Source organism: Acidiluteibacter sp. (assembly GCF_055129545.1).
Window position 1 is genome coordinate 16,706 of the sequence record NZ_JBSRUB010000003.1, and the last position, 25,231, is coordinate 41,936.

Below are 25,231 nucleotides of genomic sequence, written 5' to 3' on the forward strand. Positions count from 1 at the left end.
ATAATCTGTTATCAATTTGCAATTTTATTCTAATTAATTATACTACATGAAGTTCAAATCGATATTCATATTTATTGCATTTTGCACCATTACCTTTCTGCCTTATAAATCAATTTCTTCTAGTTCTATAATTAAAACAACTAATATATTGAATACTGATTCAATAAGCAAAAAGAAAGACTTTAAAAAAGTAGAGAAGTTTTTGATGGGTGTTTTCAAGAAAAAAAAAGTGGTTAGGGCTACACCAAGAAAAGTTAAGTTCGTGCACAAGGATACAGCAGTAACTTCAGCTTACATCAATGATTTAAAAAAGTACGGTAAAATACTTTTAGAAGGTTCTGGAAAGTTAGAAAAAAAGTGGGATTCAATTCATAATATAAAACATGTAACCTACGAAGCAAGTAGTAGTTCTGTTAATAAAATTATATACGGATTTCATCCATATTGGATGGGGTCAGCCTATAAAAGCTACAACTTTAATTTATTGACACATTTGGCCCTTTTTACCTATGAATTGAATCCGAAGAATGGAGAGCTTAAAAGCTCCGTTGATTGGAGTGAGAGTAGTATTCTAGATTCTGCGGCAAAACATAGTTGCAAAGTCAATATCACTATTACCAATTTTACCCAGCACAACAATAGACAGTTTTTGAGCAGTGAATCAGCACAAGATAAAAGCATAGAATCGATATTAAATATTCTAAATGTTTCCTTGAAACAAGTATCGGGTGTGGTGTTGGATTTTGAAAATGTACCCTCTGAGAGTAGAGCCGATCTAACGAATTATGTCAATAGGCTATCTGATAGTTTAAAAATGTATGGTAAATCAATTCACATGACTATACCTGCCATTGATCCGAGTAATTCTTATGACATTAGTAGTTTAAAGCTTCACGTCGAATATTTCTTATTGATGGGGTATGACTATTTTGGAAGTTGGAGCAACGATGCAGGCCCTGTAGCTCCGATTTACAGTCAACCCATTTGGGGCAGCTACAGTGTAGAGGCTTCTGTGCATAATTACATCGCAAAAGGATTGCCACAAGATCAATTGGTGTTGGTGGTTCCTTATTACGGTTCATATTGGGAAGTAGACAATACCGAAGTGCCAACCAAGAAAGTTAAATTTCTTAGTAGTTTGTTATATAAAGAGGTCAGGTCGGACTATTCAGCTGACTCTATATTGCTAGAGCCGGTAAGTAAATCGGCCTATATTCTTCTAGAATTGGAAGATAAACACCATCAAGTTTGGTATGATGATATTGAATCTCTTACTTATAAATATGATTTAATTAATACTGAAAAATTAGCTGGAGTAGGAATTTGGGCGTTGGGTTACGACAATGGATACACCGATTTATGGCAACTATTGGAGTATAGCTTTGGAAGCGATGAAAGTGTAAAATCACCAATTAAACGTTCCATAAATTCAAATTTTGAATTTAACATTGAAGATTGGTATGAAACAATTGAGGGAATCTTTTTAGTGAAGGTTATCTTATTGATTATATCTGCAATACTTTTTCTTGGATTCGTCTTATCACTGCGGCAACATGAAATACGAGAAGTCATATTCAGGAGGTCATTAATTTCCTTATTATTTTTAATGTTAGCGCCCGGTATCTGTTTGTATATCATTCTGGCAACACCTTATACTTTCTCAGGATTTCTATTATTGATAGGGCTATTATTCGGATATGGAATCTATTTCATCAAGGAGCAAACACAGTTTAAATCTAAAAAAAGGTTACCATAATGAAATACTTAGCAGCATTTTTCGGCTGGTTACAACAGCTTTTCGCGACCTCTATTTTGAATTTAATAATAATCTTGTTTCTAGCCATAGCAATGGCAGCAATTACGCACGATTGGTTGACCGAGCAGTTTTACAATATGAATGTTGTATTAACAAGTTATGGCATCTCAGAAATAGAATATTGGGCAGTTTTAATTGCTGCATATGCGCTTTTTTTTATAGCGATTAAGATTTCAGAGACCTTAATCGCAATCGTAATTTTAAATAAACCAAAAAAAGAATAGATATGGGACAGAATGTAGTTATGGGAGCAATGTTACAATGTACTTTTGGTGTAGCACCTTCAAGTTTAGTGGTACTTCCGACCAACCGAGTTTTATCCTCTTTTATGCCGGTAGCGAATATAATGGATCATGTGCCCTTTTTGAATATTCTCCCTTTTGCAATGTGTAATTCATTGGCCAATCCAACAGTTGCAGCTGCTACTACTGCTGCTTTGGGCGTATTGACACCAATGCCGTGTATCCCTGTCACACCTGGGCCATGGACTCCAGGTAGTCCAACAGTAATGATAGGAAATCAACCGTGTATCACCAATGACTCAAAATGCAACTGTGCGTGGGGAGGATTAATTTCCATCACTAGTCCGGGGCAGTTTACGGTGCAGAGTTAAACAATTAGATGTAGTAATTTAAAAGCTTAGTGTTATGGTTTTGAATCAAATTGAAGACCTTCCTTCAGATTATTACGCCTATAGAAAGGAGGCATTGCTTTGGTCTCAAAAGCTAAGTGGAAAGCTTTGGACAGATTATAATCCCCATGATCCTGGAATCACAATTATAGAAACACTTTCTTATGTGCTGACAGAGTTGGATTATAAACTGGGGTTTTCTATTGAAGATTTGTTGCATTCTTCCGAAGAGAAAAAGACATTTAAATTAAAAGAAAATGCACTTTACAAGGCAGAGGATATTTTCAGTTCTTCTCCAGTTACAGCAAATGATTTTAGAATTCTGCTAATCGACCAAATTGAAGGGGTAGCCAATGCTTGGCTTTTAGTTGTTGATGGATTTACCGATCGATTTGATTTAATTCTTCAACTGAGTAGTAGAACGAATGGGGAATCAATAATCGGTTATGTACACACTTTATTTCAAGAGTATAAGATTTTTGGATGGAGCCTGAATTCAGTTAGAATTATAGAAAAAAAAGATTTAATTCTTAGTGGAGATTTCTACTTTGAGTCGGAGCATTCAGCAGAGAAACTTCTAGCCACTGTGCTTTATGAATTCAATGAAAGACTAGTCAACACACAACCCTCAAAGAATACAATGGAACAGCTTTTATCGAAAGATAAAAAGTTGAGCGAGGTGTTTTCAGGCCCTAAAGTGGCCAATGGATTTATATTGGAAGATGAGCTATTACCTTTTTACGATGAAATTCATTTGCAAGTTGTAAAAGGTGCTTTGAATGAAATTGAAGGAGTTCAAGTGCTTAAAAATTTTGCAGTGATTGATGGTTCAAAAATTTACACTAAAATAATTTCTACTGAAGATTATCTACCGTACATTAATCCTAGAAAAAAACAAAAGGTAAACATTTATAATGACGGAAAACCGGTTGAGATTAATGTAGATGAAGTAGATTATCAATACAATAAAATTGATCAAGCTGTCCGGAGAAATTATTTGTTGAGTAATGAGAAAACGAACTCATTCTATTTCTCTCCTACAACAAGAAATAGAAATGTTGCAACATACTATAAACTGATCCAGGAATTTCCCACAATCTATAAAATTAAAGGAAGTCACATACGAGAAAGTCAAAAGGTAAATAATGAGCAATTCGAAAAGCTATTGTTGCCTTTTGATCAGTTTATTGCCAATTCAATGAAGCAGTTGGCGGAAGTCAGCACTTTCTTTTCTATTGACAATCAGGATGCTGAATACAATCAGCAAATTGTAAAGAGTGACAAGTTTTCGCTCACCAAGAAGGTGGAATTAAGAATGGACTTTTTGAAGAAACGCAATGACACGTTGAATCATTTACTACAACGATTTGACATTTCTTTTGAAAGGAATTTACCTGATATCTATTATGGCAATTATCCCAAGTCGTTGGCTCAGCGGATTAAATGCAAAGAATTATTACTGAAATACCTGCCTGAGATTGGAGTCTACAGAGGCACCATGAAAAAAATGGAGGGGAGTAATTTAACCTATCTAGCGTTTGAGTTATTGTTAAAACTTTGGATAGATTCTCCACCCCAAAAGTCGTTGACTAGATCAGTAAAAGAGTGGAATGTGACCATATCTAACCTAGAAGACGATGGTAAAATAATAGTGGATGATCACATCAATGATATTTTCGAAACGAATGCGCTAGAAGACATCAGAAAGTTATACCTATACACCGATCAGCCTCTGGAGTGCCTATTGGCAGATGGATTAAAGAAAGCGAACTATAGCATCAGCAAAACCATTGAAGACGGACATTACGGGCTGTTTTTAAGTTTGGGTGAAAAAAGAACGAAGAACTTAATTCGGAAGAGCAAAAAGAGAGCTGTATTGGTGAATACCATTCGAAAATGGACCAATAGAATTTTAGATATCAATCAAAAAAGTGAAGGGTTTTATTTATTGGATAATTCTCTTTTGGAAGAGAGTAAATTACATGAAAGTCAGACGATAAGTTTTGTGTTTTCAGCATGGAGCCTGCGTTTTCAATTGAGAAACTTTCAGCAGAATGTGGAAGAACTATTTATCCAACACCTTCCGGCTCATCTGAAAATTAATTTCATTTGGTTGAAATATGAGGAAATGGAGGCTTTTGAACAAGACTTTCTAGACGAAGAACTCAACGAACGACCGCAACGGAAAAACTTATTTTCTGAGCAAGTGGAATCAATGTTAGCGTCAAAACTGGGAAAAGAAATTGATGAAGAATGACCACATTGTTCATACACTTAAGTTTGATTTAACGCAGCTCAGTCAAGTGAAACATCAGAAAATAGAAGATCGGGTTTCTCGAATTTTTAACCAATCCTTCTATTCCATAATAAACCGATTATCAACCAAATTTGCAGGCGAACAAGACATTCTGATTGATTCACTCCAATTGGATTTAGGGTCGATCAATCAAGAAAACTTAGAAAGAGAATTACCATACCTGTTTGAGCAAGCATTTACTTATTACTTAGAAAATTGGAAAGTTTTAAATCCAAAACAACTAGAAAGTGAAGATAGTGCTCGACTTCATCCATTAATTTTCTATTTGTTTCAAGGCGTGTTTCCGTGGTATGCTTCTCAAGGACTAGTGTTTACATCGGCATGGCGAGAGCAAATCAAAAACAAAGAATTTGTCAACCAATTGTACCAGCACGATTGGCCGTCTAGAGCAATCAAAAGATTGATCCAGATTGGTTTCGAATCTTTATTAAAGGATACTTTGAAGGCGTTAGTTCCGAGTGAAAGCAACTTCATTTTAAGTTACCACGAAGAGCTTTTGTCCAAATATGAAAGCAAGGAGTTGTTGAGGAGCGAATCAAAAAGATCCTTCCACTTGATCATTTGGGAATTCACCTTGCAGTATGTATTACAGGCCAAAGGAAGCCGATTCTCTAGAAAGCTATTCATAACCGCTCAATTGGAATCATTGGCCATTCACTACAATTTAAAATTAGCCGTACTGTTCCAATTGTTTTATGAAGGAATCGAGGAATTATCCAAACGTCAGAGCAGTTATAATGAGTTGTATTCTATTTTGCTAGAGCTGAGTATTGACTTTAAAAAGGATGGCTTGCTAAAAAACAAAAAGTTAGAAGAGGAGAAGCAAATTATTCAGTCTGTAAACTATACCATTGAAGAGGTAGAAAAGATGCTTTTATCTTCTGTAACTGATTCAGAACAAATCACCAAATTAAAGCAATGGTTCAGTCGGTTTGAGAATATTGAGGCCATGAAAAATAGGTGGTTAGCACCTTTGAAAGAGCGACTATTGTATCGTTCGTTAAGGGTAATGATTGGCAGAAATGATGAGCAGTTGGTGAAAGAATATCACGAATTGTTATGGACTAAACGAGAGCAATTACAGGTGAATTCTACAGCAGTTAGTTATAAAAAAGCAGTGTGGGTATTCACATTAACCTTCTTTCAAACCTCTTTTTCATCTTATTTTCAAGCCACAGTTTTTGTAGAATACCACATTAAAAAAATTGCCCAATTCTATCAAATCAATTATCGTTTGTTCTTGAAGACATTGATATTGGCCATTAGCGAAAAAGAAACCAATCGGACGAAAGTAAGTTTACTCTATTTTATTTTATTTCATATGAATGAACTTGAGGTGGAGGATGAAAGGGCTGAAGAAGAAGGACGCCATAAAAAGCCCGTTGATTTATTCCTCATTCGATTGATTCAAGAATATGAATCCATCACTTTTACCTCAGAAAAGGAGACCTACTTTTTCTTAGAAGAATGGGCGTTGCAATTGATGCGGAAGTTCGGATCAGCTTCAGATTTGCCGATTTCTTACCTATTGAGTGTTTTAAAAAACAACACATTCGTTCCTGTTGAATTTTATAACACAGTTGAAAACTACCGACAATTCGAAGATTCATTTATCAGTGCAGTTCGATTGAAAAATGAGGTTAGCGATCTGTCAACCAATCGAATTGTAAACCTAAAAGAAGAATGGGAAATCTATCAATACGTCATCAATAAGAAGTCGTTGACGTATGGGTTGTTAGTTCGATTGTTGCAACATGAAAAACAACTTTCTGCTGCCATAGTAAAAAAGCTAAAATCAGATTTAGACAGTGTTAAATACCAAGTACTGCTGATAAAAGAATGGATTACTAAAATTAGTCCTTCACAGTACATTAGCTTGGTTAACTTGTTGTCTAGCGATTCCTTGTTTTTTATGGAAGTCTTTAACTTGACAGATTTTACCATAAAGAATCAGACACAGAAAATTCGGGTCTTATTCATAGCCATTCTGATAGAGAAGCGGAGTCCATTAATACCAGTAAACTTTTGGAAATCTCAACTCAATTCGCTCGCCAAGGAGTTTAAGATGAGTCCATCCGACTTAAAGCAAAAGTTGATCAACTCCGCTTTAAAGCTTTCATTATCTGACTCTAATTATATCTCACATTATTTGTTGTTGACTGAAATCAAATACTTTTTGAACAGCAAATCAGAAAGTAGCTTTTCAAAACTCGATTGGAAAAACTCGATTATTCGATTGTTAAAACTCAACAAAGAAGAGGTGCAGTTTCTGACAGATCAACAAAAAATGGAGTGGAATGATTTCCTATTGTTTGTGCTAGTGGAGCAACCCGTTTACTTAATGAAACACTATTTCAACGATGCTACATTCAAATTGATGTGGGAAACCCATAAAGAATGGATCTCGCTGAATACACAACGATTATATTTTTCAAGGCAATTGCAGTGGGAGAAAGTTAGTCGTTTGATTCCATTGCAGGAACTCACCAACAATGGAATTGATCATTTGATTTTAGCAATCATACACCAAGAAGAAAATAGAACAACTCAGGTATTCAATTTTTCCACTTGGGAAGAAAAAGAGGTTCAATATTTTTATGCTTATTTGTTGGAGAAAAAGGTGGCCAATAAATGGGTGTATCGACAAAAGACAATAAAGGAGAGTTTGTTAGAGGTATCGAAAAACCAAATTGGCAATTTCTTTATAGGCTACTACAAACAGCTGGAGGCCATTTATAAAAAGTTGCCTTCGGCTCAAAAGCCCTATTCGTATTATGAATTTGAATTGATTTTTTGGGAAGCCATTGCACTAGCAGTTTTCCAAAAGCTATCGGTGTGGGAAATTTTTGAAAGATGGTCGCTATTGGTAGCGAATCGATTGAATATAAACATTACTCAATACGGTAAAGTCGACCAACAGTTTTCAGCCAAGTATCAGAATAAAATCGTCCAACTGCAACAGAAGCTTCAAAAGTATGCTGCTGATAAAGAGCAAATAGAAGAACCGGTAGAAGAAAAGAAAAAGAAGAGTGAAACCGAAGAAGAAAACAGTTTTTCCTTGGATAAATGGGAGATGCAACATGTTGGATTGGTTATTTTACACCCATTTATAAAGCAGCTGTTTCTCTCTTTGGATTACCTGAATGGCCAATTTCAATTCAAATCCAAGTTAGAGCGGAGTAGTGGAGTTCGAATGCTGTATTATCTGGCAACAGGGCTAAAATACGAGGAAGACAGTGAGGCAGAACACGAATTGGCATTTCCGAAAATCCTTTGTGGGGTGGATGTTTCAGATGTTATTGACTTAAACGATGAGATCGAGGTAGCAGATTATGAAAAAGCGGACAGTTTGCTCGAAGCCTGTATCACCCATTGGGATAAATTGTCAACGAGCAGCCCCGAAAGTTTGCGAAATACATTCTTGAAAAGACAAGGTCGGATAGTGAAGAAAGACGCCGCTTTTCAGTTGTATGTAGAAAGCAGCGGAACAGATATTCTATTGGATTATTTGCCGTGGTCCATTACTATGATTCACTTCGCTTGGATTGAAGTGCCCATTTACATTTCGTGGAGATAGCGGCAGCACTATAGATTGAACTGTCTTTTTCCCCCTTTTTTCAGCTCTTTCCGAATCGCAAATAACACCGCACTTTCAGTCAATTCCTTCTTTTTGATATCTGATGTGATTCTTGCCGTTTGAAGCACATTGATTAAGCTACCTCCGGTCAATTCATACTTTTCAGAGACATCTTTAATAAAAGCTGATGATAATCCTGTAGCTTCGAAGATGGTATTCCACAACTTATACCGACTTTCTTGATCGGGCAATTGAAAGTGAATAATGGATTGAAAACGTCTGCTAAACGCTTCATCAATGTTGTTTTTTAAGTTGGTCGCTAGAATAATTAACCCAGGAAAACTTTCTATTCGCTGCAGCAAATAAGCCACTTCTTGGTTGGCATGCCGGTCGTTAGAACTTGAAGTTGAAGTCCGATTTCCAAATATGGCATCGGCTTCATCAAAAAAGAGAATCCAGTTGTTACGTTCCGCCCTAAAAAATACCTTCTCCAAGTTTTTGATTGTTTCACCAATGTATTTAGAAACCACCATGGATAAATCTACGCGATACACTGGACGATTGACCGTTTTGCCCAATAATGATGCAGTGAGCGTTTTTCCTGTCCCTGAAGGGCCGTAAAATAGTGCGCGATACCCTTTCTTGACCCACTTGGCATAATGCGAGTCATTACTCAGCATGTCCTCGTATTTAAACCAGTTCAATAACTCATTCAACTCTTGGTTCACCTGATCAGAAATAATCAGGTCCTCCCAACTCAAAGCCGTTTCTATTTCTTGTGCCGGAAAGTCTGAATTGAATTCTGATTTATACTGTAGGCCTGTTAAAACGTAGTATTCTGTTTCTAATCCCAACTTAATCGGAGTGTCTAGTCGATTCTGAAAATTGGACGCAGAAAAATTCATGATGCCACTTGCCGTAAAAGGATGGGCTTGCTCAAACAGTTCATAAATAGAAGTAGGCAGCGCTTGTGGTTCATCGTTTAAAATGAAAGCCGCCGTTCTGTATGTCGGGGTAAACTTATTGTCTTTCATTATGCCTCCAAACTCCGAGTAATTCTTGCCGGTCACTTTGTTCTCGATGTGGAATAAATTGAAAATTTCGGGCTGTAGAGTAGAAGCCAATGCCATCGCAACGACAATGCGTTCGCTCAACCCCAATTCATGAGTGAGTAAATATTGCTCGTAGGCGGTATCAATTCCAATAATGGGTGGAGTAAGGCTGTCTATCGATCGTTCTTCAAATTCCGGATCAAAAAACGACTCAAACCGCAGGTTTATAATTTGCTTCAGCCAACTGAACTCTTTCTCCAAAAAGTAGTTGATCCCTGCATGGTGTAATTCTAACATTGGTCATCCATTTGTTGAATGGATAAAGTTAAGTTCTACCTGGTTTTAAAAAAGAGTAGAAGTACTTAATTAGAGAGGGGAATTCTCTATAATAGCATTCAATTCTTCACCACCTTTATTCGAAACGATTCTTGGTCTTGTGTTTCTCCTTTCAGCAGATACACTCCAGAAGGAAAATCAGCGATATTGAGCTCATTTAAGATTCCATTTCCTTCTTTTAATAATAGTCCTTGTAAGTTATATAAACGATATGTTTTTAACGATTTAGAAAAATACAATACCCCATTTGTAGGAGTAGGGTAGACTTTAAGCTCAGGCGATCTGGTGGCATCAATTAATGCAGTGCTGATTGGCTGCGGAGTGAAATAAGCGATAAAAGGTTGGTAAATGTTCCCTGAGAACCTTGCTTGGCCGCCTAACACAACATTGCCATTGTCATCGGCATTAATGGAGGAGAAATAGATATTATTAGTTGCAACATTGATAGAAAATGTTGTGCGCCCTAATCGAGTTCCTGAGGTATCGTATTCATAAAGAGAGGTATTTAAGTAGGAAGTAGCCAAGTATAGTCGGTCGCCCTGTAAATGCATTAACTTTTCGTTGACATTCCGAGTTAAATTGGAGTTAGAGAGGGTGTCACTCCAGTAATGGTTTCCACTGGTGTCGTGTTTACTCAGTAAGAAATACTGATTGAAATTGCTGAGTGAATAAATAAATCGACTGCTGTCCATGATGACTTGAATCACTTTTCCAAAACCACTGATACTAGAAGTGGGGAAAAATAAGGCAGAAGTGTCTCCATTGGGTCGATAAACTTCTACCGCCGGCTTCGAACCTGGGAAAAATGAACCTCCCATTGCCAAATAGCCGCTGGGGTTACTAGCCAAAGTAGTAAACATTTGATAAGGAAAAAGAGAGGACGTTTTAGCCCATTGCTGTTGCAGTGAAAGATTAAAACTATAGAGGAGCAATTTTGCTGGGTTTCCAAACTGAAAGACAGAAGCGGCGACTTGTTGTCCACTTACTTCTATCCCAATCACATTATTGGATGAAGCTAAGGTGAGCATGTTATTAGCCATTAGGTTGCCTGCAGAATCGTATTTTAGAATATGGGCTTTGTTGGCAGGAGGTGCAGGACGGCCTGAGCCACCGATGTACAAATTTCCGTTTTGATCTGTCGCCATATCTGAAAAATCATCAGCATTGAAGCTGCCCGGAGAATCGTACGATTTTTCCCAATTTAGATGGTTAGAAGTGTCGTATTGTCGGCAAAAAAGATCATTAACTCCATTGCTAGCTTCAAACTGCCCACCAAGATACCAACTGCTATCTGTATGGGGAAGCAAACTCAATCCTATTGAAATGTTTTGAAGTAGAGAGTCTTTCCAGATTACTGCTCCTGATGTGTCTATTTGATGAATCATCCCTTTGCTTCCAGTTCCAAAATTATAATTTCCAGCTCCGAGGATATCTCCTTGAAAGAAAATGACAGACTCAAAACTACCGTTCCTTGGTAAAATATAGTCGAACTTTTTTTGATGTTGTGCGATTAAGGAGAAATTTGAATAAATCAGTAGTAGAGCGAAAATAGTCTTGTATTTCATAATGCTTAATTACTTATGAATCAAAAATAACAAATAATTTTGCATTGGGAGGATGGCTCTCTTTTGACCGCTCTTCAAATACCAAATCAAAAAACGAATCAAATCGCAGGCTTATAATTTGCTTCAGCCAACTGAACGCTTTCTCCAGAAAGGAGTTGATCCCTTCATGGTGTCATTCTATCATTGGACATCCATTTGTTGAATGGATAAAGTTAAGTTCTACCTGGTTTTAAAAAAGAGTAGAAGTACTTAATTAGAGTAGGGGGATTATATATAGTATCATTATTAAACCGCTGGACAGATAGCTATCGGTAAGATAACCGCTTGATTTATAATGAGCCTGCCGTAGTATGAACTTCGGCTTCCCGATAGCTTAACGGGATTAGTCGGAGCCTTCTACTTGATTGGCAAATCATTTTTTATTGTTTTACAAACTTTTTAGTTATTGTTCTCTCCTTAGTAATTAATTCAATAAAATAAATGCCAGCAGGTAATCCATCAACATTTATTTCGTTTAAGTTTGTCGAAATTGTTTCTAGAACTGTACCGGTTAGGCTTGTTATATGTATTTTATTTATTGACGATCCTTTATTCTCAATTGTTAAATGAGATGAAGCTGGGTTTGGGTATATTTTAATACTCGATTCAGTTATTTCGTTAATATTTGTAGACGTTGGAGTTAAATTATAAACTGTACCCAAGGATGGAGTTCCAGAAATATGAATACCTGGTTGCCAAAAACAATGGTCTCTATAATTATATGAAGGCAAGTCAGCATTTCCTGTTAAACTTAGGGCATTGGTACAATTATCAAATTCAAAAATAAATTGAGCACCATCAGTACCAGAATTACAGTCGGGCTGACCATATGCTCCTGCAGCTGCCGAATAATTTCCAAAACGCACTTCAACCTTGTTGATAGATTCATAAAGCCAAATCTGAAAATTGATATAATCACTTGTGTCACTTGAAGCACACCATTCTCTGAAGCCAGCATTTTCCCATTGTACCTTCAGTATTTGTGTTCCGGGAATTCCAGAAATCTCATAATCGATTTTGGAAACTGAATTTAATTGATCTCTGTCCTCGAGGAGATAACCAGAATCTGGGTGTCCCAAAACTCGAAGTTGGATGTTCCTAGGTCCAGGGAAAGATAAACCACCACCAGCCATTACATTAACAGATGTAAAGGTTTGTGCACCTATTTGAAAGTTGAAGGCGAAATTAATTGGAAAAATGCTGGCATTATTCCACGGAACATTACTATTAAGTGATGTTGGATTGGTTAGATTTTGATAGGTGTCTATGGTAGTATTAAAATTATATTGTCCAAAGATGGATCCATTCAATGCTAAGGTCAAGAAGAGGAAAATTACTTGTTTTAATAAATTGTATTTATTTTTCATATTCTTATTTTTTATGTTTGCCAACAAGTGGATATGACACACTCCATGCGTCCTATCCATATTATATTTCAGCCTAAATTAACCAAACTATTTCAAATTTACACTTCATTATTTTGATTGAGAGAAATATAGATAGGATTACTCACGCTCTTTAGTGAAACTTTTAAAAACATTAAAAATTAGATTACAAACGGCTACAGGTTCGCTCGAACGGGTTTCATTCTGTTAAGGACTTCAGCCAAAATTATTTCTAAAAATAAATGTCCTTTTAGTAATATTAAATCGTAATCTTTTATTCTATCTAAGTTTCCCCACACTGCAAATTCATATAGAAAGTCAACCGCAGGATCTCTTTTTGTTTCTTTATTCATACTATGATTTGAATTAGCCTATACGTTGTTTCCCTCATTTTTATAAGAATTAATTATATCCATCAAATCTTGGGGTAATACAGGAAAAGCTAAACCAGTTTCATCAAGATCATTTCTAAATTCCTTTACTAAGCGCAAAGAATTTACTAAATCGTTTCTCTCTGGTCTTTGTAAAGTCGCCTCAAGTTCATCATAAGAATTTAAAACTTTTTGTTGCAATATAGGTATCTGTAGTTGAATAGCTTTTCTATATATGTATTTGTATATAGTTAGGCCAAACATAGTGATAGTTAGGTTTTTTAAGTAAATGGTTGAGTCATATGATATGGCGAATGCTATTTGTATGCATTGTTCAGCTAATTCAATAACCTTCTCATATTCTTCTTTGGTATCGGGGTGCGGGAAAAAACTAATAATTAGAGAAAGAATTGAATTTACGATATCGCTTTTAGTGGAGGACGATCTCGTTTGATCTGCAATAGACAAAAGAACGTCGTATACTTCAATAGCTACTCTGAAGTTAGTGAATTCGGCATAGAAATTCAACTTCTCAAGAATTTCACTTTTCAAAGCTGGTTTTGCGTTAAAGTACTCTTCTTTTATTTTTTTAAGGTCGATTAATATTATTGCATTTTTATGAATTGTCAATAATTGTTCTGTTGATAAACTATTAATCGGAACAGAAAACCTCTTAAGCACATTCTCTCTTTTTATTCGGACTCTTTCATAATTAAGCTCTCTGTACCTAACGATCGTTTCTTTATCTAATTTTCGGGATAATCCACCTTTAACCTCAGCATCATTATGACAAAGGAGACACAAGAACACAAGATTATCTAAATTATTATTTTCATTATTTCCATTCAAATGATGAATTTGATGTCCTCTTTTATTGCAAACACAGCAAGTTCTGTCTGAATCGAATATCACTTGAGATACAATCTTTGATGGAATTTTTACTCTGCTCATTTTATTTCTTTTACTAATTCTTTTTTATTATTTAATTCAAGTTTCATCACCCTCTCCGTTTCCAAAACTCCCCATCCTTCCATCGTTTTTCCATATTATAAAACAAGTCTTTGTGTTTGAGGTAATGCGTCCAAACCGAGTTGATTTGTTGCTGATAAGTAGTTCTGATCTGATTAATCTTTTGCTCATTCAGATTATTGATACCATTCGATTCTATAATCAATTCAGACAATTGCATGGCGCTTGCCATGGCGTTAAATAGTCCTTGTGAAGAAAGTGGATCAAAGCTGACAGCCGCATCGCCAATAGCCGCCCATTGTTGCCCTGCCACTAGGTCTAGTAGAGTAGAGTTGGCTGCTACTGTTCCTTGCAGAGTTATTTTACTTTTGTCCTGCTCCAAAAGTTTAGAAATAACAGCGTTTTCTTTGGCCAATTCGATGAAAGAGTCGATGCTTTTAAATGCAGAACGATCTATCAAGTCGGAATCGGTTTGAAATGCAATAACTCTTTTATTTCCCGGAATAACAGCACTGTACCACCAACCATTTTTACTGGCAGCAATGGTACTCATGGTGTTTTCGTTTTGGTTGGGCAGCGTCACCCAACATGCCATCAGTTGATCAATCGCTTGTCGTTTTATACCAATACTTCTCGCAAAGTGAGATTGTCGCCCGCTAGCATCAATTACGAATTTGGCACTATAATTCTTCTCCTTTTCATCGTCTGATGTGGTAATATTCCATCTGTTATTTTCATAATTACTTCGAAGTAATTTACACGACCAATTGCAGTTGACACCTCTTTTTTCCGCAGCAGCTCTCAAGTACACTTCAAATGCTTTTCGATCTAGACTTCTACTAAACCCGTCGGGGTTTCTTAAATGATCGTTCACCTGAACTTGCTCACTTCCCCAATAGGACTGCATCCCCTTATTCTTTAGGTAGATGGAATTCTCAATGGTATCCATTCCTTCCAACAAATCCAATTGTTTTAGGATTCGTTGAGCGGCAGGGGCTAATGATTCTCCAATTCGTTCTTTAGGTTCAGCCATTTTATCAATGAGCGTCACCGTATACTGCTTGGATAATGAAATGGCGGCAATGCAACCTGCAATGCCGCCACCAATGATTAAAATATCTGTTTCTCTATTTTTCAAGTAATGGATTTATTTAATACTTCTTTGGAATAAATCGTTCAAAACGCACCATTCTTTCAGGAACACCCACCGATTTTTGTGGACCAGTATGGTGTTGCAATGGCATTGTGGATTTCTTCTTTTCATGTGTTTTGGAAGCCAATAGATTCAGTAGTTTCTCCACTTCAGTGGTGAGTTTATCGTCTTTCACCAATTCATTTTCTACTATCTCCTTCAATTGACCAGAAGCCGCCTCTATTAAATAGCGCTCGTCCAATAAATTTTCGTTCGACAAGTGATCCATGGTGGTGGTTAACAGTTTCTCCTCTTTTTTATTCAACGACTTTTTATCTTTCAATAAATGGGTCAACCTTGCTTTGGTGTCTTTTAGCAGCTCAGCATGTTGCTCCGAATTGGGAACTATAGCCACTTGCATTTCAGACGGAAAGTTCGGGTCATCACTCACTCCAGGTTTGGCTTGTACCACCGCCAGTTTATCAAAATATTTTATCATTTTGTTAATCTGATTGGTTTGAGTCGGTGATTCCCCATCCATTGGCAAATTATCTAACCAGAAATAGCGGTAAGCAAAGGCTTCTTTTCGAGTTTCTTCGGCTAAATCAGGATTGATGGCTTCTTGATAGCGCTCTTCACTCAATATGTTATTGGGCACTCTAGCCGGCCAAAAAGTGGGTAAATATGGATCGTAAGAAGTGGTGTAACCATCTCTGCAACTCGCCGTGTCCGTTTGCCATGGCACCGCCATCCAACGGGTAACTCCTCCTGCTACTTGTCCGCCTAATAATGGACCTGCTGGCATTGTAATGACATCAGCATTCATAGTGGAGCCATAATAATTGCGATCGACTTTTGGAGTAGGAGTGGCGTGTTTTAATCTGAACGGAGCGGAATACATGCCTGAAGTTCGCATGGGCCAAGTCATTTCACAACCAGGGTGAAAAGCATCTGCCAAGCAGAAATCCATCGCCGCTTTCGTTAACATATCCGGTTGTTCAAAAACTGGCAATTGATCTATTGAAATTGATTTAGCTTCCGAATGGTCAGCAAAGTCGGGGTCAAAATCTCCATTTACCCACTGATCCAAAAAGGACAACTGTAAATCGGATAAAGTAGAATGTTGACGCACTGAACCCATTGTAGGAATGGCAACGGCATCGCCGTACATCCACGGCCACAACTGAGGCGCTTCTGCACCTGATACATCGTATCGTCTAAAATTATTCGAAATTGTTCGTCGCATGGCATAATTCGCAGAAGAAGGATCATTGAGTTTTTTCACCCATTCTGCAGTGGTATAGTCAAATTGACCGCCAAAACCGAATGCTGCTGCAAATCCTGCATTCACCCATTGCAAGTTGGTCATACGTTCAAAAATGGGCAGGATGTCTTTGCTAAATGAGGGTCTTTTCGGACGAGCCAACATTCCGGATTGCACCGCAACGTCACGCATTAAATCCCACATGGTTCGCACTGATTTTTGCATGGGTGCGTAGTCTGGTGGCGCACAAACTACCCACGCTGGTTCAACTTTCAATCGAACTCCTTCGTATTCCACTTCGGCAGTTACTGGACCATCCGAAGTGTCGTCGTACCAACCTTCGTTATTCGCAAAGGTAACCGCTATGTCTCCATTGATATTTTCAGATTTTCCATGTCCACCGAGCATTATCAAGCGACCTTTTTCATCGGTTCTCATTTCTCCTAAATAAACTTCTTTTGATTGAAATTTTCCTTCGAAAGTGTGTCCTTTTGTGGTATTCTTTCCGGAAATGCTTTGAGCACCTCCATCAATCAATAAAGTACTTCTATCTTTTACATCAATGTTACGAAGCAATGAAGGAGGGATGTTTGGATTTTGTGCATCGGGAATGTCCAATGCAATTTGAAATTGATACCAAGAGGATTTTTGGTTGGCCAATTTCGCATTCCAAGTAATTTTTGCATTATCAGCGGTCAGTTCTTTGATAGCCTTTCCTGCAGCGTTGAAACCGTAAATTCTAAATTGAGCCGCTTGTCGTTTCAAAGCTCCTGTTTTATCGCGATATGCATAATCATCGGAGTTAGCTTTCGCTTCATCCACCAATGGACCGATAAAGTATTCGTCTTTGCTATTTCCCACACGCATGACACCGATGGGTGGATAAATTCCTGCACTGACAATGCAGTCACTTTCTTCGTCTGTATTGCCATGAAAAAAGGGGCAACGTTGCTGTGGCTCTTGGTTTTGTTGACCATTGGCCTGATGTCTTGCTTCGGCACTTGCAGCATACACCACTTTTCTAGCTTCTGCTATAGATCCTTGAGGCTCATGTTCAGCCAAGGTTCTCCAAATGTTGAATGATAAATTCGATCCAAATTCAGCTTGCCCTATTACAGCGACATCCTGTTGTGGTAAATGCAATTCAGCAATGCAGATGTATGGACTTTCTTCAGTACTCCAAACGACTTGTGCATCATCCAATGGCATCGTTGCTTTATTGGTGCGAGGTTGAATTTCAAATCTAAATTTCGAAGAACCATTTCTCAGGCGTTTTTCTAGGTCTAGTTTTAAGTAATCGGCTTCATCAAAAGGGGCTCCTTTATAGGAATGATCAGGAACTAATCGGTATTTTACACTTTGCGATTTACCTAATTTGAATGGAAGGATGGCCCAATAATCTGCACTTAAACAACTCGCTTCTTCTTTAGTCATTGCTGCCAATATACTGGCCAATTCAGGATGTTTATTGATGTACGAATCGTAATCGCCGTCAATGGCTCCTGCGGTGGTAAAGTCGCTCATTTGTTGTGCATCTCTAGCAAAGAAGCGATCGATGTTTTGAAAAATAAAATCAGCGTTGTTTCCTTCACCAAATAGCTTTGGACCTTCAACACCAAATAGTTTTAAACCCACACCAAGAGTGGTATGTAAGTCTCTAGCAGTAGGAGAGGTGTCGCTTGAAAAACGAACAGCACATTCATAAGATTTACCTGCAAATATGCCAACTTTGTAAGCTTTTGGAATGTCTTTTTTGATGATAAACTGACCATAAGCAATACCGTGTTGTTTTCTAAAAACGGCACGTTCAGCAGGCATTTGTCCTTTTTCAATTCTTGTTTTTTGCCCCATTTCTACAAACATCTCTTTCAGACGCTGTGTCGCAATTTTAGTGTCTCCTTGGCTGTTCCAGCATTTTACATCATTTGCTGTAGGCTTCACTTGATTGTTGGGTTGTTCTTCTTTTTTTGTTTTTTTAGACATGTTGTAGGATTTAGTATGATTAGAACCTGCAAGTTATGTCACTTTAAACTGAAAAACTATGGGGGTAAACACTAGTTTTTTAGCTAGATTAAATTATTTAAACTCTTTCAGAGAATTAAAAAAATGGGGGCATTCTCGCATTTGTTCGATTGATTAAATACACTACATTTATTTCCAATTTTATTTCTATTCCAAGACTAAATCCCATGAACGAATCAACAATTAAATCCCCAGGCGTATATATAAATGAAGTGAATGCTTTCCCCAACTCAGTTGTGCCAGTTGCAACAGCTGTTCCTGCATTTATAGGTTATACTCCCCAAGCTGAATACGAAGGAAAGTCTTATTTGAATGTTGCCCAGAAAATTTCTTCATTCTCAGAATTTCAGGCCTTCTATTGTTTGCCCAATACATCTGCAGCTGCAGATTCTGCGAAGCAGTATAATCCGCAATACTATTTAGTGAAAGAGTCCAATCAGCCTGAAAAAGGAGATTACTTGCAGATTAACGGAGCTTTTTATTCTGTTGTTCCTGATCCAAATACGGTGTATTATTTATACAATAGTATTCGATTGTTTTATGAGAATGGTGGTGGAGATGCATACATTGTTTCCGTTGGAAAATACGGCGCTCCTTCTGGAACTCCCATGACAGCAGGCACTCAAATAGTGAATCAAAATGTTAAACTAGATGAGTTGTTGAGTGGGTTAGCATTATTAAAAAATGAGTCAGAACCTACAATGTACATTTGTCCAGAAGCTACATTACTTTCTGTGGACAATAATACCACCTTGATGCAGGAAATGTTATTGCAATCTTCTGAAATGCAAACAGCTATTTGCATTTTTGATATCATCGGAGCCAGAAATCCTGATCCGGTCATGTATATGAACGATATTGAAACTTTTAGATCAAATACTGGAAGTAATGGTTTGAATTACGGAACGGCTTATTATCCTTTTGTTGGCACCACCATAATGCAAGAGTCAGAGTTGGATTATACCAATTTGTTTGGTTGTGATCTTAAGCAGTTGGAGCCTATCATTAATCCTGCGGATAACCCAAATGCCAATATATCTACTATTATTGACTCTATAAATGATGGAAAAATAACACCTCAACAAGCGAATAATGCATTAATTAATTCAAGTAAAACGTATGCTACAATTATGAAGCACGTTCTAGCTGATGTCAATGTGTTGCCTCCAAGTGGCGGGATGGCTGGAGTGATGACTGTAATTGATAACAATGAAGGCGTTTGGTATGCTCCTGCAAACACTTCAATCGTTGGAGTTTGCAGTTTACCTATTAAACTGTCTGAATCACAGCAAGGAGAATTAAATGTGGATGCAGTTTCAGGTAAATCGATCAATGCCATTCGGAGTTTTAATGGGTTAGGAATTTTAGTTTGGGGGGCTAGAACTTTGGATGGAAATAGCCAAGATTGGAGATACATATCAGTTAGAAGAACGATGACATTTTTAGAGCAGTCGTGCAAACTAGCTTGTCAACCTTACGTTTTTCAACCCAATGATAAAAATACTTGGGAGGCTGTAAAAGCGATGATCTGTAGTTTCTTAAACAGTATCTGGAAGCAAGGTGGTCTGCAAGGTGCAACAGCATCCGATGCTTTTTCAGTGGAATGTGGATTAGGCGCTACGATGACCGGTGATGATATTTTAAATGGATTTATGAAAGTGACTATTAAAGTGGCAGTTGTTCGTCCTGCCGAATTCATTGTAATGGTGATTCAACAAGAAATGGCAAAAGCTTAATTATTAAAAAAAATAAATTGATATGACAGAAGATAATGGAAGTAAAGAAGGGGCAACTTGGCCGATGCCTAAATTTCGATTTGAAGTGGATTTAGGAACTGAACTAAAAGGAGTTGAATTTCAGGAAGTTTCTGGGTTAAATTCAGGAAGCCAGCCCATTAAATATAATCATGGAAATTCTTCTGGTCCAGTAAAGATGCCCGGAATTGCGAAATATGAGAATATTATATTGAAGCAGGGGGTGTTTACAAAAAACAATGATTTTTCAAAATGGGTTGATAAAATTAAAATGAATACGATAGAACGTTCCACGATATTCATAAAGTTATTGGATGAAAAAGGCAAAACAACCATGAAATGGCAGTTGAATAATGCTTGGCCGACCAAAATTTCTGGAACAAAGTTTAATTCTAATAAAAATGAGGTGACCGTTGAGGAACTGGAAATTGCATGTGAAAAAATGACTGAAACAAATGGATAGAATTACACAATAATAGACTTATGAAAAATGAGCCCGAATCTCCTCACAGACCTGATTCTAATAAAGAAAAGGACGTTAAAATATTAACTTCAGCTATCACTATAAATAATGCAGGATTAGTTTTAGCCAATAGTTATATTAAAATATTATTTAGTCGGTTGAATTTAATTCTAGAAAATTCATTTGTAAATGGAGCAGCACAAATGAATGCCATCCATATTCTTGATTACCTGAGCACAGGAATAGAAAATACAGATGAGATGCATTTGTCATTAAATAAATTGCTCTGTGGGATTCATCCTACTACAAAAATGAGTTATGAATTTCAAATCAAACCGGAGAATACAGAAATAGTAGACGGATTAATCGAGTCAATGATCAGGCATTGGCCAGCCATAGGTGCTACTTCCAATGAAGGTTTTAGAGGCAACTGGTTGGCAAGGAATGGTATTTTAATCGAGTATGAAGATAATTGGTCGCTTACCATAGAAAAGAAGGCTTATGATTTACTCTTAAAAAAATCACCATTTTCTTTTTCAGTAATAAAGTTACCTTGGATGAACAAGCCGCTTACAGTGACTTGGCCCTATTAATTTAAAATTCAACTCAAAACACAATGAAAATCAAGCCGACAAAAATTGAAGATAAGGTTAAGGTGATTGAAAATGAATCACTCCCTGCGTTGTCAGATCATATTTGGAATGATCAGAGTTACTATATACAAATAGCTAAATATAATGGCTTAAATAAGTTCAGACATTTAACTGGAAGTCAGCAATTGTTTTTCCCACCTCTAATTCAACCTACAAATTAAAATAAAATGACAGCATTGACAAACGAAGGAATGGTAACATTTACAATAAAAGTGGACGGGAAGATTATCTCTGACCATATAAATGTTCAGTCCATTATAGTGAATAATGGCATCAATCTTATTCCTATAGCAACTATTATCATCCTAGATGGGGATGCAAGTAAAGGGAAATTCGAAGAGAGCTCATCATCTACCTTTTTGCCTGGCGCAAAAGTGATTATTGAAACTGGTTATGACTCCCAAAATCAACAAATTTTTACTGGAATCATTACGAAACAAAGAATTAAGGTAGATAATGTAGTAGGGTCAGCATTGGAGATTGAATGCAAAGACGATGCAATTAAAATGACCGTAGGAAAGAAGAGTTTAACTTTTCCAAATATGAAAGATAGCGACATTCTAACTTCAATAATTGGGAATTATTCTGGACTGACTTCTAATGTAGCTGACACTAATGCAATAGGTTCGACACAAATTCAATACAATACTACAGATTGGGATTATATGATTTCCATAGCAGATGCCAACGGTTTAGTTGTAGTACCAATAGATGCGAGGGTAAATATCCAAAGACCAGACTACGATACGAGTTCAGTTCTGACATTATCCTATGGTAATAATTTGTTGGCTTTTGATGGTGAATTGAATGCAATCACTCAATTGAATAAGGTGACAGCACATTCGTGGGATTATAGCAAGCAGTCGGTTATCTCGGAAGAAGCGCAGAATTCCATTGCTGGAGCAGGAAACTTATCCTCGAGTAAACTATCAGAGGTGATTGGATTGGATCATTATCAATTGCAGACTTCGGCTAATTTAACTTCAGATGAATTATCTGAATGGTCTAAAGCAGAAATGATTAAAAGTGAATTATCTAAGATAACAGGAACTGCTAAATGCCAAGGAAATAGCAATGCAGTTAGTGGTAAATATATCACTTTAGAAGGTTTAGGAGATCGGTTCAATGGAGACCACATCATTTCTGAGGTAAATCATACCATAGCTCACGGAAACTGGATGACAGAAATTACGATTGGAATACCCATTCATCTATCCACAGAAAACTCGAAAGTTTCGGTACCGTCTGTCCAAGGATTGTTGCCCAAAGTGAATGGGTTGTTTAATGGGACGGTTAAAAAAATAACTGATGATCCAAATAACCAGTATCGCATATTGGTTGATGTTCCGCTGTTCGATCAAAGTGGAGAAGGTGTTTGGGCAAGATTTTCCAACTTTTATTCCACGTCTGGTGCAGGAGCTTTTTTCATTCCAGAAGTGGGAGACGAAGTAGTATTGGGATTTTTAAGTGAAGATCCTCGTTATCCAATTATTCTTGGAAGTCTTTATAGTAATGGTGTAAATAAACCACATAATGGATTGAATATTAATGATAAAAATTCAATAAAGGCAATTGTTTCAAAAAGTGGAATTAGCCTTGAATTTGACGATGAGAATAAAATATTATCCATTTGTACACCTAATAAAAATACAGTGGTGTTGAATGATAATGACCGGCGAATAACACTTGAAGATCAGCATGCGAACAGCATTGTCATGTCTAGCAGTGGAATAACCATTAAAAGTTCGAAAGACCTCAATTTTGAAGCAGATCAGAATATTAACATAAAAGGAACGACAGGAATTAAGGTAGCCGCTTCTGGTGGAGATGTAGAAACGACAGGAATGAATGTAAAGATGAATGCTGATGTACAGTTTTCTGCAAAAGGAAGCGCAACAGCAGAAGTTCAAGGTGGTGGAGAGCTTACCTTAAAAGGAGCAATGGTAATGATTAATTAAACACTTAAAATAGTAGAATATGCCCCCAGCAGCAAGATTAACAGATTTTCATGAATGTCCGATGGTAGACCCAAGTGTTCCGCCAATTCCACACGTAGGAGGTCCAATTATTGGACCAGGTGAACCAACTGTATTAATAGGAAAATTGCCTGCAGCGAGAGTTGGAGATTTACTTGTTTGTGTAGGACCGCCTGATAGTATCGTAAAAGGTTCTTCTACTGTGATGATAGGAGGAATGCCCGCAGCGCGATTGGGCGATTCAACAGCTCATGGAGGTACAATACTTTTAGGAGCGTTCAATGTAATGATTGGAGGATAAGGAATAATGAAACTATACTAAGTAAAGTGCTTTAAATTAAGAATTTATTGTAAAAAATACTATTGCCAATTTTATACTATTAATAAATTGAACTCTTCCCATGAATAAAATAAATAACTATAAGCAACTATTAGAAGAATTAAATTGGTTAGAGGCGGTTATAAATCAAGTCATTCGCACCTATTTCATGCAGGAAGGACATGAACAAAGTTGGGAAGATCTACCAATGCCGGATTTATCCATCAATGAAACGCCTTATGCTTCAGTTATCCAGAAACATGGGTTGGGGAAGTTTGAACGTTTAGCAATGACTCTAGCGATTGCACCTCATATTAAACCTGAAATATTGGATGTCTTTTTTGGGAAGAACCAAGTTTATGATCGACGGTTCACAGAGTTTGGAGGTGTCGTAAATGACCGTCATAGCGGATTTTTGCCAACCATTCAAACCCTTCATTTTTTAATTTCTAGCAATCAACCTGAAAACAGAATCAAATGCATGGATTTATATGCCTTAGAATCAGTTTTAATTCAAGAAGGGTTGTTGGTGTTGAATCATGCAGAAAACGATTATTCTCCTTTGAATACAGTTTTAACGATTGATTCCTCTTGGATAGATTATTTTATTATGGGAGAAAAAACTGTGATCCAACTGGGTTCCACTTTTCCAACTCAGAAAATAAGCACAGCACTAGAGTGGGACGATGTTGTGTTAAACAATAAGGTAATGGACCAATTGGAGGACATGGTGAGCTGGTTAAAAAATAGCGATACCATTATGGAAAGTTGGGGATTGTCAAAGGTATTGAAACCTGGTTACAGAGCATTATTCTATGGACCTCCCGGTACCGGAAAAACAATAACCGCCACACTTTTAGGGAAGTCAGCCCAAAGAGATGTTTATAGAGTTGATTTATCAATGATTGTTTCTAAATACATTGGCGAAACAGAGAAAAATCTAGCCAAAGTGTTTGACTTAGCAAAAAGTAGGGATTGGATATTATTTTTTGATGAAGCTGATGCATTATTTGGAAAACGAACAGAAGTAAACACTTCTAACTATATAAATACCAAACAACAGTCTTCCTATCTCTTACAAAAAATTGAAGACTTTCCTGGAGTGATCATTTTGGCTTCAAACCAAAAAATCCAAATTGAAGAATCTTTTATAAGGCGATTTCAAACTATGATTCACTTTCCAATTCCAGATGTTGAGGAGCGCCTGCAATTGTGGCAAAATGTGTTTTCTTATAAGAGAATTGAACTAGCAGCAGATGTTGATTTAACTAAGATTGCCAAATCCTATAAATTGGCTGGTGGAGCAATTGTCAATGTATTAAGGTTTTGTGCTTTGAAAGCAGTAGAAAGAGAAGTTCAATTAGTGACTCAATCTGATATTATACAAGGGATTAACCGAGAATTTCAAAAAGTCAATCAATAAAAATGTATTCTATAATTGGGCTATACAACCTCATTTTTATCAAAAAAAGCGCTTGAAAATAATTCAAAATTCAATACCCAAATCTGACCAACGACAATAAACGAAGAAAGTCAATTCAGGTATTTATACCTGCTATATAGTTGAATTCTCTCAATAGATTTACATTC

At 36.9% G+C, this 25,231-nt stretch carries 19 protein-coding genes; 12 read left to right on the top strand and 7 right to left on the bottom strand.

Annotation, left to right across the window (positions count from 1 at the left end):
* The first annotated feature begins 46 nt into the window (after window positions 1-46).
* From ACTB0X_RS00390 to ACTB0X_RS00410, 5 genes are read left to right on the top strand one after another with little or no spacing between them, the layout of a single operon-like run.
* Window positions 47-1,756 (top strand): glycosyl hydrolase family 18 protein, encoded by a 1,710-nt coding sequence (locus ACTB0X_RS00390; RefSeq protein ID WP_463022988.1) that lies wholly within the window; start codon window positions 47-49, stop codon window positions 1,754-1,756.
* Window positions 1,756-2,040, top strand: a complete 285-nt coding sequence (locus tag ACTB0X_RS00395) for a hypothetical protein (RefSeq protein WP_463022989.1) — start codon at window positions 1,756-1,758, stop codon at window positions 2,038-2,040. The genes ACTB0X_RS00390 and ACTB0X_RS00395 overlap by 1 nt, the downstream gene beginning before the upstream one ends.
* 2 nt (window positions 2,041-2,042) lie before the next feature.
* Window positions 2,043-2,429: a DUF4280 domain-containing protein gene (locus ACTB0X_RS00400; protein WP_463022990.1), complete on the top strand. Its 387-nt coding sequence runs from the start codon at window positions 2,043-2,045 to the stop codon at window positions 2,427-2,429.
* Between the two features lie 34 nt (window positions 2,430-2,463).
* On the top strand, window positions 2,464-4,704 hold the full coding sequence (locus ACTB0X_RS00405) for a hypothetical protein (protein WP_463022991.1): 2,241 nt from the start codon (window positions 2,464-2,466) through the stop codon (window positions 4,702-4,704).
* Window positions 4,694-8,341 carry a contractile injection system tape measure protein gene (locus tag ACTB0X_RS00410; protein WP_463022992.1) on the top strand — a complete coding sequence of 1,216 codons (3,648 nt, stop codon included), beginning with the start codon at window positions 4,694-4,696 and terminating at the stop codon, window positions 8,339-8,341. Before ACTB0X_RS00405 ends, ACTB0X_RS00410 begins: the two co-directional genes overlap by 11 nt.
* 8 nt (window positions 8,342-8,349) lie before the next feature.
* Here ACTB0X_RS00410 and ACTB0X_RS00415 read toward each other — a convergent pair whose 3' ends face one another.
* From ACTB0X_RS00415 to ACTB0X_RS00445, 7 genes are all read right to left on the bottom strand, one after another.
* Window positions 8,350-9,690: an ATP-binding protein gene (locus ACTB0X_RS00415; protein ID WP_463022993.1), complete on the bottom strand. Its 1,341-nt coding sequence runs from the start codon at window positions 9,688-9,690 to the stop codon at window positions 8,350-8,352.
* 98 nt (window positions 9,691-9,788) lie between these two features.
* Window positions 9,789-11,294: a T9SS type A sorting domain-containing protein gene (locus ACTB0X_RS00420; RefSeq protein ID WP_463022994.1), complete on the bottom strand. Its 1,506-nt coding sequence runs from the start codon at window positions 11,292-11,294 to the stop codon at window positions 9,789-9,791.
* A gap of 419 nt (window positions 11,295-11,713) precedes the next feature.
* A complete protein-coding gene (locus ACTB0X_RS00425) occupies window positions 11,714-12,700 on the bottom strand; it encodes a T9SS type A sorting domain-containing protein (protein ID WP_463022995.1) in 987 nt (328 codons plus the stop codon).
* A gap of 194 nt (window positions 12,701-12,894) precedes the next feature.
* Window positions 12,895-13,071 carry a hypothetical protein gene (locus ACTB0X_RS00430; RefSeq protein ID WP_463022996.1) on the bottom strand — a complete coding sequence of 59 codons (177 nt, stop codon included), beginning with the start codon at window positions 13,069-13,071 and terminating at the stop codon, window positions 12,895-12,897.
* Between the two features lie 18 nt (window positions 13,072-13,089).
* A complete protein-coding gene (locus ACTB0X_RS00435; protein WP_463022997.1) occupies window positions 13,090-14,040 on the bottom strand; it encodes a hypothetical protein in 951 nt (316 codons plus the stop codon).
* 46 nt (window positions 14,041-14,086) lie between these two features.
* A complete protein-coding gene (locus ACTB0X_RS00440) occupies window positions 14,087-15,196 on the bottom strand; it encodes a tryptophan 7-halogenase (protein ID WP_463022998.1) in 1,110 nt (369 codons plus the stop codon).
* 13 nt (window positions 15,197-15,209) lie between these two features.
* Window positions 15,210-18,437 carry a LodA/GoxA family CTQ-dependent oxidase gene (locus ACTB0X_RS00445; protein WP_463022999.1) on the bottom strand — a complete coding sequence of 1,076 codons (3,228 nt, stop codon included), beginning with the start codon at window positions 18,435-18,437 and terminating at the stop codon, window positions 15,210-15,212.
* A gap of 206 nt (window positions 18,438-18,643) precedes the next feature.
* On the opposite strand from ACTB0X_RS00445, the gene ACTB0X_RS00450 reads away from it, so the two are divergent.
* The 7 genes from ACTB0X_RS00450 to ACTB0X_RS00480 all read left to right on the top strand — a co-directional run bounded on the left by ACTB0X_RS00450 (window position 18,644) and on the right by ACTB0X_RS00480 (window position 25,064).
* Window positions 18,644-20,212 (top strand): phage tail sheath family protein, encoded by a 1,569-nt coding sequence (locus ACTB0X_RS00450; protein ID WP_463023000.1) that lies wholly within the window; start codon window positions 18,644-18,646, stop codon window positions 20,210-20,212.
* A gap of 22 nt (window positions 20,213-20,234) precedes the next feature.
* The gene (locus tag ACTB0X_RS00455; protein WP_463023001.1) at window positions 20,235-20,693 is read left to right on the top strand and encodes a phage tail protein; all 459 of its coding nucleotides are present in this window, start codon (window positions 20,235-20,237) and stop codon (window positions 20,691-20,693) included.
* A 20-nt stretch (window positions 20,694-20,713) separates the two neighbouring features.
* Window positions 20,714-21,286, top strand: a complete 573-nt coding sequence (locus ACTB0X_RS00460) for a contractile injection system tape measure protein (RefSeq protein WP_463023002.1) — start codon at window positions 20,714-20,716, stop codon at window positions 21,284-21,286.
* Between the two features lie 23 nt (window positions 21,287-21,309).
* Window positions 21,310-21,507 carry a hypothetical protein gene (locus tag ACTB0X_RS00465; RefSeq protein ID WP_463023003.1) on the top strand — a complete coding sequence of 66 codons (198 nt, stop codon included), beginning with the start codon at window positions 21,310-21,312 and terminating at the stop codon, window positions 21,505-21,507.
* Between the two features lie 6 nt (window positions 21,508-21,513).
* Window positions 21,514-23,304, top strand: coding sequence for a type VI secretion system tip protein VgrG (vgrG, locus tag ACTB0X_RS00470; protein WP_463023004.1), 1,791 nt, complete (start codon window positions 21,514-21,516; stop codon window positions 23,302-23,304).
* Window positions 23,305-23,323: 19 nt separating this feature from the next.
* A complete protein-coding gene (locus ACTB0X_RS00475; protein WP_463023005.1) occupies window positions 23,324-23,623 on the top strand; it encodes a PAAR domain-containing protein in 300 nt (99 codons plus the stop codon).
* Window positions 23,624-23,723: 100 nt separating this feature from the next.
* On the top strand, window positions 23,724-25,064 hold the full coding sequence (locus tag ACTB0X_RS00480) for an ATP-binding protein (protein WP_463023006.1): 1,341 nt from the start codon (window positions 23,724-23,726) through the stop codon (window positions 25,062-25,064).
* Window positions 25,065-25,231: the final 167 nt, after the last annotated feature.